The 13,610-nt window shown below is 41.3% G+C and carries 15 protein-coding genes; 5 read left to right on the top strand and 10 right to left on the bottom strand.

All coding sequences use genetic code 11. The annotated features are described in order from the left end of the window. The 5 genes from G563_RS38685 to G563_RS0117445 all read right to left on the bottom strand — a co-directional run. The coding region (locus tag G563_RS38685) for a hypothetical protein (RefSeq protein WP_211235284.1) at positions 1 to 254 on the bottom strand (254 nt) is incomplete at its 3' end. Between the two features lie 69 nt (positions 255 to 323). Then, positions 324 to 764 (bottom strand): HEAT repeat domain-containing protein, encoded by a 441-nt coding sequence (locus G563_RS0117460; protein ID WP_169579776.1) that lies wholly within the window; start codon positions 762 to 764, stop codon positions 324 to 326. Between the two features lie 282 nt (positions 765 to 1,046). Continuing rightward, positions 1,047 to 1,397, bottom strand: a complete 351-nt coding sequence (locus G563_RS0117455) for a DUF7668 domain-containing protein (RefSeq protein WP_028666448.1) — start codon at positions 1,395 to 1,397, stop codon at positions 1,047 to 1,049. Between the two features lie 129 nt (positions 1,398 to 1,526). Continuing rightward, entirely contained in the window at positions 1,527 to 1,832 is a 306-nt protein-coding gene (locus G563_RS0117450) for a hypothetical protein (RefSeq protein WP_028666447.1), read from the bottom strand. Between the two features lie 129 nt (positions 1,833 to 1,961). Continuing rightward, entirely contained in the window at positions 1,962 to 3,848 is a 1,887-nt protein-coding gene (locus tag G563_RS0117445; RefSeq protein ID WP_028666446.1) for a S9 family peptidase, read from the bottom strand. A gap of 114 nt (positions 3,849 to 3,962) precedes the next feature. Here G563_RS0117445 and G563_RS0117440 point away from each other — a divergent pair, with 114 nt between their 5' ends. After that, positions 3,963 to 4,499 carry a C40 family peptidase gene (locus G563_RS0117440; RefSeq protein WP_028666445.1) on the top strand — a complete coding sequence of 179 codons (537 nt, stop codon included), beginning with the start codon at positions 3,963 to 3,965 and terminating at the stop codon, positions 4,497 to 4,499. 19 nt (positions 4,500 to 4,518) lie between these two features. On the opposite strand, the gene G563_RS0117435 is transcribed toward G563_RS0117440, so the two are convergent. Beyond that, a complete protein-coding gene (locus tag G563_RS0117435) occupies positions 4,519 to 5,757 on the bottom strand; it encodes a BaiN/RdsA family NAD(P)/FAD-dependent oxidoreductase (protein ID WP_028666444.1) in 1,239 nt (412 codons plus the stop codon). 120 nt (positions 5,758 to 5,877) lie between these two features. Here G563_RS0117435 and G563_RS0117430 point away from each other — a divergent pair, with 120 nt between their 5' ends. After that, the gene (locus tag G563_RS0117430; protein WP_028666443.1) at positions 5,878 to 6,915 is read left to right on the top strand and encodes a DNA/RNA non-specific endonuclease; all 1,038 of its coding nucleotides are present in this window, start codon (positions 5,878 to 5,880) and stop codon (positions 6,913 to 6,915) included. Positions 6,916 to 6,924: 9 nt separating this feature from the next. Here G563_RS0117430 and G563_RS0117425 read toward each other — a convergent pair whose 3' ends face one another. Together G563_RS0117425 and G563_RS0117420 are read right to left on the bottom strand one after the other, a co-directional pair. Further along, complete coding sequence (locus G563_RS0117425) at positions 6,925 to 7,749, bottom strand: N-acetylmuramoyl-L-alanine amidase-like domain-containing protein (protein ID WP_028666442.1); 825 nt, start codon at positions 7,747 to 7,749, stop codon at positions 6,925 to 6,927. 3 nt (positions 7,750 to 7,752) lie between these two features. Then, positions 7,753 to 8,181, bottom strand: a complete 429-nt coding sequence (locus tag G563_RS0117420) for an OsmC family protein (RefSeq protein WP_028666441.1) — start codon at positions 8,179 to 8,181, stop codon at positions 7,753 to 7,755. A 165-nt stretch (positions 8,182 to 8,346) separates the two neighbouring features. Here G563_RS0117420 and G563_RS0117415 point away from each other — a divergent pair, with 165 nt between their 5' ends. From G563_RS0117415 to G563_RS0117405, 3 genes are all read left to right on the top strand, one after another. After that, the gene (locus G563_RS0117415; protein WP_028666440.1) at positions 8,347 to 9,105 is read left to right on the top strand and encodes a hypothetical protein; all 759 of its coding nucleotides are present in this window, start codon (positions 8,347 to 8,349) and stop codon (positions 9,103 to 9,105) included. A gap of 79 nt (positions 9,106 to 9,184) precedes the next feature. Beyond that, positions 9,185 to 10,063: a lipoyl synthase gene (gene lipA, locus G563_RS0117410; protein ID WP_028666439.1), complete on the top strand. Its 879-nt coding sequence runs from the start codon at positions 9,185 to 9,187 to the stop codon at positions 10,061 to 10,063. Then, the gene (locus G563_RS0117405; RefSeq protein ID WP_028666438.1) at positions 10,063 to 11,220 is read left to right on the top strand and encodes a lycopene cyclase family protein; all 1,158 of its coding nucleotides are present in this window, start codon (positions 10,063 to 10,065) and stop codon (positions 11,218 to 11,220) included. The genes lipA and G563_RS0117405 overlap by 1 nt, the downstream gene beginning before the upstream one ends. Here G563_RS0117405 and G563_RS0117400 read toward each other — a convergent pair. Continuing rightward, positions 11,217 to 11,930, bottom strand: coding sequence for a glucosamine-6-phosphate deaminase (locus tag G563_RS0117400; protein ID WP_028666437.1), 714 nt, complete (start codon positions 11,928 to 11,930; stop codon positions 11,217 to 11,219). The two genes, G563_RS0117405 and G563_RS0117400, sit on opposite strands and share 4 nt — an antisense overlap. A gap of 80 nt (positions 11,931 to 12,010) precedes the next feature. Beyond that, a complete protein-coding gene (locus G563_RS0117395) occupies positions 12,011 to 13,189 on the bottom strand; it encodes an acyltransferase family protein (RefSeq protein ID WP_028666436.1) in 1,179 nt (392 codons plus the stop codon). Positions 13,190 to 13,610: the final 421 nt, after the last annotated feature.

The raw sequence follows: 13,610 nt of genomic DNA, 5'->3' as shown, positions 1-13,610 counted from the left end.
AAACTAATAGCAAGAACATCATAAGTAGTCGCTACTTTATAATGATATAATAAAAAAAACAAAGCTTCTTTTGAGTTTTGAAATATACTATTGTTACCAAACCCATTAGGAAATCCTGATAGAACTGTTGGAGTATAATAACAAGAAAACTTTTCAGATAACCTATTAAACTCCTCTTTACTAAGGCCTGTTGTAGCTCGAAAATCTCTATCAGATTTTATATTACTAAATATACTAATTCTTTGTGATTTCATAATAACTTATTAAAATGTTAATTACCGCAAATATATCATAAAATATTGATTATCAGCAAAAGAACAAGTCTAATCTTGATTCGGCATCCTGCTTAAAGCTGAAATAGCAGTATATCTTATATCTAAATTGTAATGGTTTATTAAGTTTATCAAGCTCTCTTGTAAGGAATCATCAGGAAATGAAACCGCTATTTGAGCATTCCAATAAATCACGCTTTCAAACTTGCTATGCAACGCTAATTTAATAAAAGGAATTACTAATTCACTAGGGTAGCATTTTAAAACATCTTCAATTAGTTGATAAACCCCAAATCCATTTCTACCTCCGAATGAGTTCAAAAACAAAGGAATACATCTGGGGTCATAATGGGTAAGAAAATATTTCCTTACTTCATTATAGATATTTAAAATATTTATGTTTTTAGATAATTCACTATCACTAGGGAGAGGTTGATAAGCCTCCAAAAATTTTAAAGCTTCTTCTTTATCAATCATTTTGAAATCATCCAAGGTTTTTATTTGGTCTTATCAACTCTAATATTTGAATATTTACAGTCTGACGTTCATACCCATTGTTAAGTAAAAGTGTGCGTAATTCTCTTACATTCCGTATGAGCTAATTCATCTCCTAAACTTATATAAGATGGTGAGAACATTTTTAACTCAAAGCCTGCGGCCTAGTTTGGGCTTTGATGCGGGTTCAACGTTTAAACTTTTATTCCTTAGAACACTTCGACGAACTGGCGAAACGGTGACACCTTCCCAAACATACTCTTAACCAAGACACAATTCCTACAAAATATGAATCGAATCAAGTGAAAAATCATATCTATCCTTGTAGTTGTTATTATTTCTAACTATGCAAGAAAGTGTATAATTACTTCTTTGATTATTATACCAAAGATTTACTTCCACAATTATTTCTGACTCTTTGTTTGTCTCATAAAAATCAAATCTGTCTAATTCTTCTTGTGGAAGCAAATTTAGATCACTTTCAATTAAAGCCAATGATTCTTCTATTTCATTAGGAGCAATTTCTTTCCTGAAATCATAATCATAGATAGTTCTCCATTGCTTAGCTTGCAAAAGTTCAACTATACAAGTTATAGTATTTTTAATTTTAAAATTTTCAAATTCATTCATGCTTTACCCTTAGTTCACTTTAATATTTTCCACTGGACTAGTCAAAAAAGTTTTCCGGTTTATAAAAATCATCAACTTTCCTTGTCATATCCTTTGTATTTATCAAAAAAATACATCAAACCAAAATCATCAAGGAACTCCTAAAATCCGTTCCAGTTCTACCAATATTTGACTTTGTAAATTAACGTATTTTTTAAATTTTTCAGCAACAATTATTGATTCAATCTTTGCACTTTGCCATTCCATAAATATGGGAATATACCATAAAAATGAAACAATATTTTTGGGTATTTGATCTTCATTGTTAAAATTTACAAGCTTTAATCTTTGAAGAAAAAATTCTCCTTTTTTTTCATCAAACTCCTGATCTCTAAGTAAACCTAAGAAACCTTCCATTTCCCAAGCTAATGATATTTCATCTAATATTGTGCTCATATTTTACCTTGGTTTTACTAGGGTATATTTCAATTTTTTACTTAAAGCACATCAATCTATCATTCAATAACAAAAAACGCAATAAAGAACCCCCTCTTTATTGCGTTTTTTGTTTCTACCAATCTGGCTTTAGTCCGTTTTTTTCTGCGCCAAATATTTATCCAAAAACGCTAATACTGCTTTGGAAGCTTTGATTTGATTTTCTTTTTTCACAAAACCGTGACCTTCATCTGGGAATAACACATATTCTACGGGTACGCCTTTTTTCTTGGCCGCCGCTACCATTTCGTCGGACTCTACTTGAAGTACGCGCGGGTCTTGCGAGCCTTGTAATACAATAAGCGGAATCTCAATATTGTTGGCATTGAAGAGGGGAGAAATTCGGCGCAAACGTAGTGAATCTGCCGTATTTGGGTCGCCCATTTCTTGATAAAGGGCATCTTTGAACGACTCCCACCAGGGCGGAATACTTTTGAGGGTACGTAGCCAGTTTACTACCCCAAAATAATTGACTCCTACCTTAAATTCTTTGGGTTTAGAAGTAAGGGCGGCCATTACCATAAAGCCCCCATACGAGCCTCCCATAATCCCGATTTTTTCTTTATCTACCCAATCAAGCGACGCCAAGTAGTTTTTGCCTTCCACACAATCTTGCAAGTCTTTTTCGCCGTGGTTTTTATCATCCATTTTATAGAAAGTCTTCCCGTATCCGCTTGAGCCTCTATTGTTTATATCTAATACCGCATAGCCATGATTGACCAAAAACTGGGTATTGTCACTATAGCCTGTGCGCGCTTGTCCACCTGGCCCACCGTGTACTTTCACGAGCGCAGGTACTTTCTGACCCGCCGAAGCTTGATGCGGACGATACAAAATAGCCGGAATCTCGGTCCCATCAAAAGACTTAAACCGTACCACTTCGGCCTGTACCAAATCAGTCGGCTCGATGGCTTTACTCATGACATCAGTTAGTTTTTTGAGGTCTTTTGATTTGAAATCATACACATATAAGTTGTCATTTGAGGTCGAACTCCCTACACTAATCGCTACTTTTTGCTCGCTATCTGAAATCGTTACGGAATTGACATTTCCCTCCTCAAACTTCGGGAAGTCAACCTCTTTACCTCCCTCTTGCATATCAAACACTTTTACTACGGTACGGGCATCATCGTTGATCCCAATGACCCGATACCGCCCTTTATCAGAATGATAAGCATACATGATGTCCCATTTTTCTTCGGCTACCTTTTCACGTTTTCCAGTGGCTATATCGTAGCTCATGAGGCGTTTAAACTCCGCGCCGTCGTCGGTAAGGTAGTACATTTTTTGGCTATCTGTGCTAAAATCAGTAGGCTGATAAGCCGCCAAATTTTCTGATATTTTGGTCATTTTTTTGGTAGCCAATTCACACAAAAACAACTCACTATCGTTGGTGTTGATTTCTTTAGAAAGTGAAATGTACTTTTTGTCGTTAGAGATTGAACCTACGCTATAGCCGCCGTCATTCTGAAAAAGAAGCTTGGGCTTGAGGGTAGCAACGTCCATTTCATAGAGGTCAAAAAAACGGGCGTCTCTTTTATTCCAGATAAAGAAAAAACTTTTTTTGTCGTGCGCCCAGCCATAAAACTGCGCCTTTGCCTTGCCAGCGGTCAGGTCGGTGGCTTTGCCCGTAGTATCTTGAAGATAGAGGTGGTTCAGTTCATTGCCCCCTTCGTCGCTACTGTACAAAAACCGATCATCATTGGGAAAATACGAAACCGCAAATACTGAGTTTTTGGTAGAATTGGTCAAAGCTTTAGGCTCTTTCCCGTCGAGTGAAAGCTCATAAGCATTATAAATTCCGGTTTTATTGTTGGTCAACAAAACCCGCGATTCGTCATGCGAAAACCCCGACCCAAACACGTCTTGGTTGTCCATAAACTGCTCGATTGTGTACTGTTTTACTTCGCGGGATTCTTCTTTTTGGCACCCCAAAAGCAGGAGCAACGGCAAAAAAGCAAATACTATTTTTTTCATAAAAAAGTGGTTTAGGATGTATTTATCACTAACGTTTGAGGTAAATTTAGCGAAATACTGACAATTTCTAACGCTTTATTCGTTATTTTCGTAAGTAACAAATTTCTAACCCTCATGCCCAAAATTTCCCTTTGGAGTAGCGTTTGCTTAGCTTTCTGTCTTAGTTCGTGTGCGATTTTCAATACACCCAATACCTCCACTCCTAAAAACGCTCCCGCCAAACGCCCATTAGCCACCAAGCCCAAAGGAGCGTATTCCAACTACGTGCGCGACATTGTCCGCACGGCTCGCGCTTATACCGGTACTCCTTATCGCAGCGGTGGCAACGACCGCCGAGGCATCGATTGCTCAGGGCTGATTTGTAGCGTTTATACTGAGGTAGGTCTTAAAGTACCCCGTATTTCATGGCAGCAAGCGGAGTTTGGCACCGAAATCGAAGAAGTAAGAGATATTCGCCCAGGCGATTGGATTTTTTATGTACCCGACGCGGGCAAAGCAGGCTATGTATCGCACGTGGGGATTGTGACCGAAGTCAGAAGTAAAACCGATATTATGTTTATCCATGCCTCTTCTTCCAAAGGTGTTCGGGAAGACAACCTTTTTTCAAAATACTTCAAAAACCGTTTTGTAAAAGCAATGAGACCTTTCTAAATCATTTGTTGAAAGAAAATCAAAACTCTTTTTCTTTCAACAAATGACTACCAGCGATGTAGCCCGTAGTCCAAGCCGCCTGAAAATTATACCCACCCGTAATGCCGTCTATATCAAGCACTTCACCGGCAAAAAACAAACCCGAAACGTCACGACTTTCCATCGTTTTGGGATGAATACCATTCAAGTTGACGCCTCCACAAGTCACAAATTCCTCTTTAAAAGTAGTTTTGCCTTGTACCTCAAATTGAAAATTCGTAAGATGCTCTACCAATCGATTGAGGTTTTTGGCAGGCATATCTGCCCATCGCATGGTATCAGGAATATTTGAAAGCTCTACCAACTGTTTCCAAAGGCGATGAGGTAGCCCAAAAGGGGCTTGGGTTGCCACAAATTTCCCCCTCCAAGCAGCATCTCGCTGAAAATCTACCAGTTGCTGCGCCACCTCATTGGACTTTTTGTTGGTAAAATTGATAAGAGAAATAAACTGATAATTTTTGGATGACAACTCCCGCGCTCCCCAGGCCGACAATCTCAATACGGCAGGGCCACTGATACCCCAATGCGTAAACAACAAAGCCCCTGTTTCGGAGAGTTTGCTTCCCGCCATTTTGACAGCCGTATTTCCCACCGATACCCCCATAAGCTCTTTCAGCGGGGAGGTCGGGATGTTGAAAGTAAACAAAGAAGGTACGGGGGCTTCTATTGTCGCCCCTGCCTTTAGCAGCCACTCGTAGCCTGACAGTTGCGGATGACCGCCCGAGGTGACTAAAACAGCCGTTGCAGGGATGATTTCACCCGTCCGTAAGAGTACGTCAAACCCTGCCTCTGTTTTTATAATTTCTACTACATCAGTACTCGTACGGATGTTTACATTTGCTCTTTGAGCCGATTTGATCAGACAGTCGACGATGGTTTCGGAGTCGTTGGTGGTCGGAAACATCCGCCCGTCAGGTTCTGTTTTAAGCGTAACCCCTCTTTTTTCAAACCACTGAATGGTATGCTGATTATTGAAAATTTCAAAAAGAGGGCGTAAAAACTTAGCTCCGCGTGGATAGCCTTTCACCAATTCTGGGATAGTGGGGGCGGCATTGGTGACATTGCAGCGCCCTCCTCCCGAAATCCGTACCTTGTTGAGCACACCTCTGTTTTTTTCTAAAATGGTCACTTTTGCCAAAGGAAAAGATTCGGCGGCCGTAATTGCCCCCATAAAACCAGCAGCACCGCCGCCGATAACAATGATTTGTGGTTGTTGCACGTTTTATAAATCTAAAAACTGCCCAAAAGTTGCGAAACTTTTGCAGAAGTAAAAAAATCTTTGGGCGGTTCGTTTTGCAATGACGAACTTTGCGTCTTCAAAAACTCTCAACTATCCATAATGCATCGTAAAGGCTTACGCTGGGGCAATACCCTCATTTTGTTATTTATTTTTGTCGTCATTGGGCTTATTCTTCATTACCGTGGGCGCACCAAGCCTTTGGTCACTTTCTGGAATGACGTTAAAAGCGTGTTTATTTATCAAGAGCGCGGAAAATCTTCCTCCAATCCCTATAAAAACCCCGAACCTACCTCCAACGACAATGTAGCCTCCGACGACCGCACATCGTCAGAAGCCAAAGATGACCGGAGTTTGTTAGAAAAAGTTGGGATTGGAAAAACTTCGAGTAGTGAAGAACCTGAGGAAACAGCGTCGTCTAGCAGCAACTATGATTTTGCCAATGTCAAAGATTTTCATTTACCCGCCATTGGTTCTAATGACCAAATCATCCGACATCACAAAATCACCCTTCGCTACCGTGAGCAGTATGAGCAAGCCGACTGGGTCGCTTACAAACTTACCAACGAAGAAGCTAGCGCCTACCTCTCACGCGATGGCAATAAGTTCGTCCCAGACCCATTGGTAGGGACAGGCTCCGCCACTACTTCCGATTATACACGCTCAGGCTATGACCGAGGGCACTTAGCACCGGCGGGTGATTTCAATCTCGACCCTACCGACAAGCAAGAGACTTTTTATATGAGTAATATTAGCCCTCAGGTGCCTGATTTCAATCGAGGGATTTGGAACGATTTAGAACAAAAATTTCGGCAATGGGCTCAGCGCGATGGTTTTTTGTACGTAGTGACTGGCCCTGTTTTAAAAGCTGGCTTGCCCACTATTGGCCAACGAAACGAAATTGCGGTACCCGAAATGTATTACAAAATCGCACTTTGTGTCACCGACAATGAACCTCGAATGATTGGTTTCTTGATGAAAAATGAGTTTTCAAACCAAAACCTGAAGACTTTTGTGGTAAGCGTAGATGAAATAGAACGCCTCACTGGCATTGATTTTTTTCCAAAAATCCCCGACGCATTAGAGAAAAAACTTGAAAGTGCCAACACCACCAAAGGTTGGTTTTCGGCAAGAAACTGAGGAGTGTCCTCAGTTTCTTATTCTTAATACCACAATACCGCTATGTTTCTTGACCCGTTGAAGATATTCGGATAAAGTTTCGGAAGAGATTACTACCTTTTTGGCCTCCGACGACGCATGCAAAAGGTAAGCTTTATTGGCTTTTTTGATTACAAACCCTTCATGGTTGAAATCTAAACCCGCAATCCCCGACGTAATGCCGATGATATCGCCGTCTTGTAAGTCATTTTCGATAGCAGCTACTTTGTTTTTAGGAATCAAATACCACGGTGCAGCACTTAGCGTTTTCTCCACTTCTTCCACCTTCTCAAACTCCGCTTCACTCTCAAGTGCTGGATACAAAGAGCGATGTTTAGTCATGAAGTTGATAGGAGGTTGAACCACTTCTCCACCAAGCTTTTGAGTCACGTCGGTGTACCATCCCGAAGCTTCACCTTGGTTTTTCCATTCTAAAAAATAATGAAGCCTCGAAGCATAACCATCCATTTTACCGTCTCGATACCGCATCTGCCGCAGCAGAATCTGGTATTGTAAGTAAGTTTTGAGATGATGCCGCGTGAGAGTCATCGCCAGTACGGATTCCACAAAAGTATAGCAATCAAAAGTGCGAAGATTGCAAACAAGCTGCTCAGGAGTTTGCTCTAAAGTATGAGCGACGTAATCGTTACCCAAAAAACTTTTCCCAAAAACCAAAGCTGTTTGAGCTTTTGTATTGCCGAGAGGCAATTGCATTTTTTCCTTAAAAATGGCCTGTTCTACATCGATTGAGCCAAATCGCCAAGCTGTACCTATTACTACAACACTTAGTAAGACTCCCAAACATAATCGTTTCATCGCTTACCTTTCAACCGCCACATTCCACTCAAAAGTCACTGCTTGCTCAATATCAGGATGCAGACTCAATGCCACCGGACAAGTATAAGCAGCACGTTCGAGCTTGGCTTTGTCGGTATCGCTTATTTCGGTAGCAGTCACCATCGAAAGCTTCACCTCTATTTTAGCGATTTTACGCGGTGGCTCCGCACTCATAATCTTGGTAATCTCCATCTGCGAGCCTGTGAGGTCTATTTCGTCGCGGCGAGCCACAATACCCATGATAGTCATCATACAACTTCCCAATGCTCCTGCTACAAGGTCGGTAGGCGAAAAAGCTTCACCTTTGCCATTGTTGTCGGTAGGTGCATCAGTGATAATGGTGGTTCCGGATTGTAAATGAGTCGCTTGCGTGCGCAAGTCTCCAAGATAGACAGTCTGAACGGTTGGCATAATTTTTTGGCTTAAATAATATCTTCAATTTTTCTGAACCATAAAGCTATTAAAATAGTTTGGTAAATGAATTATAGTAGCAACCTTTAAGGAGATTTTAACGTATATTGACTTGACTTTAAATAGTATTTGTGTTACGTTTAGATAAAAATTTTGTTAAGTCTAATGAAAGCTTTTTATACATTCGGTTTAGCTCTTTTGTTATTAACAGAAGTCGCATGGAGTCAGCAACGTCAGACTAAAAATAACTTAGAAGAAGAGGAAGAAGACTACGCGACTATTACTACTTATGGTATTACGACCAATACCAACTCGGGTTTATTGGGTGGTTTTGTATTTCGCCACTCGCGTCGCTTAGAAAATGAGCTTTTTGGCCGTCGTCAATATCGCTATTTAGCTTTCGAGCTAGTCAACGTGAGGCATCCCAAGGAGCTTTCAGAATCTAGCAATACGGGTTCGCGCTTTACGCCTGGCAAGCAAAATTACCTTTTTGTGCTTCGCCCCCAATATGGTCGTGAAATCATTCTATCCAACCGCAGCAATGATGAAGGGATTTCTATCAACGGAATCTTGGCCGTAGGAGCTTCTTTGGGAATTTTGAAACCTTACTTTATTCAATATCAGGTGCGCCCCGGTGTAGTACGCAACGAAGCCTATGACCCTATCAAGCACTCTGACCCAGGCAATATTTTGGGAGCAGGAAATATGCTTCAAGGCTTGGGCAGTTCTAAAATTGTACCCGGAGTAAATGCCAAAATCGCATTTAGTTTTGAGCTAAGTGCTTTCCGCAGCAACCTCACTGGTTTAGAGATTGGTTTTCTAACTGAGGTGTTTGGAAAAGCCCCTATCATTATTCCATCTGCCGAAAATCGTAGCTTGTTTACTTCAGGTTACGTAACTTTGTTTTTTGGTAATAAAAAATGAGCCTCTATCACCCAATCATTATCCATGCTTATACACACTTTAGGATAATATAGGGCTGATAAACGACAACAAAATTAAGATGATTGAACTTCCTGTAATAACTTCAGAGCGGAAAAAACGCCCTGATTGGCTACGTGTAAAATTGCCCGTAGGGCCAGAATATCGCAAAGTCCGCACAATAGTTGATACCAATAAACTACACACCATTTGTGAAAGCGGAAACTGTCCCAACATGGGCGAATGCTGGGGAGAAGGTACGGCTACTTTTATGATTTTGGGGAATGTGTGCACCAGGAGCTGCTCCTTTTGTGCAGTAGCTACAGGCCGCCCCAACGAATACGATGTAGATGAGCCACGCCGTGTGGCTGAGGCCATAAAAACGATGGGCGTTAAACATGCTGTGATTACCTCCGTCAACCGCGATGAGCTTAAAGACAAAGGTGCGGAGATTTGGCACCAAACTGTCGTATTGACCAAGGAATTAAGCCCCGCCACTACCATCGAAACGCTAATCCCCGATACTAAAAATAACTGGGATGCCCTCGAACGTATGATTTCGGCAGGACAAGAAGTAGTATCTCACAACATGGAAACCGTAGCGCGGCTTTATAGAGCAGTACGTCCCCAAGCCAAATACGAACGCAGTCTTGAGCAAATCCGCCGCACGAAAGCCTATGGCAAACGCACCAAATCGGGCATCATGCTTGGCCTTGGCGAAACGCAAGAAGAGGTATTTAAAGCTATGGACGACTTGGTAGCCCACGGGCTTGATGTTTTGACTTTGGGTCAATACCTTCAACCTACCAAAATGCACCACGAAGTGATTGAGTGGATTCATCCTGATATTTTTGCCCTTTACCGCGAAGAAGGTCTCAAAAGAGGACTCAAATATGTAGAATCAGGGCCATTGGTTCGTTCAAGTTATCATTCAGAACGCCACGTTAACGTGCCGATTTAATGCAAAAATACGATTTCATTATCGCGGGAGGAGGGTTGGCAGGCTTGAGTTTGGCTTATTACATGAACCAAACGATTTTACGCGAGAAATCTATCCTTATTATTGACCAAGACACCAAGACCAAAAATGATCGGACTTGGTGTTTTTGGGAAAAAGATGGGGCCACTCCTTTTGATAGTATTGTTCATCGTCAATGGAAAAATGTTTTTTTTCATGGAACAAACTATTCTGACAAGCTCGACCTTGGCCCTTATACTTACAAGTGGCTCAAAGGCGTTGATTTTTACAACTTCGTAAAAACCAACCTACTTACCAATCCCAACATCGTTTTTGTGCAAGAACGCATCGAGCGGCTCATTGATACGCCTGCCGGTGGGTTTATCATTACTCCTGATAATCAGTATTTGGGCGAGTATGTTTTTGATAGCATCAAGCCTCTCAAATTAGACTTAGCAGATTGTCACAACCTCCTCCAGCATTTCAAAGGTTGGGAAATCACTACCGACAAACCCGTCTTTGATATTCACTGTCCTACTATGATGGATTATCGCGTGGCGCAAAAAGGGACAGGAGTACGCTTTATGTATATCCTCCCCGAAAGCCCTACGCGAGCTATGGTAGAATACACCGTTTTTTCGGATAAGCTACTCTCTCCTGACGAATACGACGCCGAGCTGCATCAGTATATCAAGGATTTTTTAAAAATAGAAAACTTTACCATCGAGCACGAAGAGTTTGGAGTCATCCCCATGACTGATGAACCCACTCTTCAGCACCCCGGTGAGCATATCATACGTATTGGCACCGCAGGAGGATACGTGAAAGCGTCCACCGGTTATGCTTTTCAGCGAACGCAACGCTTTACCCAAGAACTCGTCCGAAATTTGGTAACTTTGGGCAAACCTCTTCACGCTCCTCCCACCCTTCGGACCCGATTCAAAGCCCTTATGGACAGTACCTTATTAAACGTACTCCTCTACAATCGTGCTCCGGGCAAAGATGTGTTTACAGCTTTGTACAAAAAAAACCCAACTCCTCTCCTTTTCTCATTTTTGGACGAAGACACTTCTTTTGCCGAAGACTTCCGCATTATGAATACCGTTCCGTTAGTTGCTTTTATTATTGGTATGCTAGATGCTATCCGCAAAAGACTCTAGGCAGGATTGGCCGCGCTGTCAACCCACAAATGACCATTGGAGTGTATTTTAAGCGCCGAAGCCGGTAAGCCTTCATGGACAGGCTCTTCCAAAACTCTTTTAATAATATTCTGCTTGCCATTTCCATTGGCCAACACAATCGCCGTTTTGGCTTCTAAGAAATGTTTTAACCCTACCGTTATACCCTGTGTAAGAGGCGTTTCGGACTGAAAATATTTCTGACCTACCGAAGCCGTTACTTCTTCAAGTTGAGATATATGCGCATAGGTATCAAACGACGTTCCGGGCTCGTTCAATCCCAAATGCCCGTTCATACCAATTCCCACCATAATGATATCTAAGCCTCCTTTGCTAGCAATAAGCTCATTGACTCGCTGGCATTCAGCCTCTAAATCTTCGGCCAAGCCATCAAAAAACGAAATTCTTTCAGGACTAATCCCCAAAGGGGTAATCAATGGTACGTCAATGTAAGCCCGACAACTGCCCGGATTGCTAGGCTCAATACCGACCCACTCGTCTAATCCAATAAAAGTGACTTGGTCAAAATCTCCCGGCTGCGCTTGCGCCACAATGGTCTGAAAAGTAAGCATCGGCGTCTGACCCGAAGCTACACAAATAGTGGCCGTTGGGTGCTGACGTACATACTCCAATACAAATTGAGCAGCGTGCTGTGAAAGGGCTTCGTAAGTGTCAAAAACTTGATAATTCATTTTACAAAGGGGAAGTTTTATTTCAAATAGTAGCTCGAAAAAAACTATTTCTACTCATATTTTCCCAAAAATATCCCTTCTCATTTCAACCCAAAAAGTATTCTTAATGGTCTGATTCGCTTGATAACCAACCAATACAGCCCCACACTCACCAACAAAGAAAGCGTGCTTATGACCAAAAAGCCTCCCCAAACGCCAAGATTTAGTTTTAACAAATAATAGCCTATGACCACAATGACCGTTTGGTGTAAAATATAAAATGGGTATACTCCTTCGTTGAGGGTAGCCAAAAGCGGGTGAGGACGATTGAGGTATTTGTACCCATACCCAATAGACGCTAATACCGAAAACCAGGTCAGACAAAAAGAGTTGACATCCCACAAGATGTCGGCCCAAGCTACATCATTTAGCTCTGGACGAAACTGATATACGGTAAAGAAAATATACAGCGCCACGGTCGTAACTAACGTAGCCCACAAATAAGTTCGTCGCTGATTTGCCATTATTTCCCAAAACACACGCCTACTTACTAACACATATCCTCCCCAAAAAATGAGAATATTGAATACAAAATAAGCCCAGTCGTCGGTCAAAGCATGGGTCTCGTCTGGAAAGAAAGGCTGAAGTATGACTTGGCTCAAAACAATCATCAATGCGTACCATAAAGCTCCGCCTTTGTAAGAAATTATTTTTTCAATTTTATCTAAAAAACGACTCCCAGAAGACGATTTGAGCCATCGGAACAAAGGAATGCTTATCAGTGCATACAAAAATAAATAGGCAATAAACCATAAATGATGCCAACTAAAACTTCCTTTCGGATAAGGGACAAAATCAAAAACACTTTTGTAAAAATCTGCATAACTTTCAAAAACAATGCCGTTTGAGATACGCTCATAATAAATCTGAGGAGGCACTATCACAAACATCCCAAACACCAACGGAATAAATAATCTCTTGACTCGCTCTCCAGCATAGCCCGAAAAAGAACGTCGGCGCAACGCAAAATAAGTACCCGCTCCTGAAATAAAAAACAACAAAGGCATACGCCAATGATGCAGCCAAATCATAATCCACCGTAAAAATTGGCTTTTTTCCTCACTTTTGATGTGCCACCCCCAAGGGACATATATCATCCCTACATGATAATATAACAATACAATGATGCAAAATACCCGCAGCCAATCAAGGTCATAACGACGCAAGGTAGGAGGTGCTGCTTCTTTAGTAGTCAGCGTACTTGTGGATTGAGGTTTCATGGTTGTCTTTTTTTTGATGCAAAACAATCACGCCCTCCCTTCCAAACCTTCATTTGCCGATAAAATCGAAGTTCGAGCTTATCGGGAAGCATAAAAAATGCCCTCTACAAGCCGTAGAGGGCATTCCAACCAATTGTTCATGTACCAAAATTTGTTTCTTTTTTATAGCCTATACGACGATTTATGGGCATTGCCTTTAGGTATAAGACTCTTTAAATCCATTTATGGTTGTAACTGTTTTGAATTTTTCGCTCCAAGATTTTCTCTATATTTGCTAATTATCAAGTGTCTTTCCTATTTTCACCATACTTCATCACTTTTTAATTACATGAAACATCCATGCTATTGTTATAACACACAGAGGCATGAAAATTGATTTCTGGAATATAAACCAACAATTTTCATACAATGGAATCTAACA

It is taken from the genome of Runella zeae DSM 19591 (genome assembly GCF_000423565.1).
Lineage (GTDB): Bacteria > Bacteroidota > Bacteroidia > Cytophagales > Spirosomataceae > Runella > Runella zeae.
This window is presented reverse-complemented; position numbering and strand designations above follow the sequence as displayed.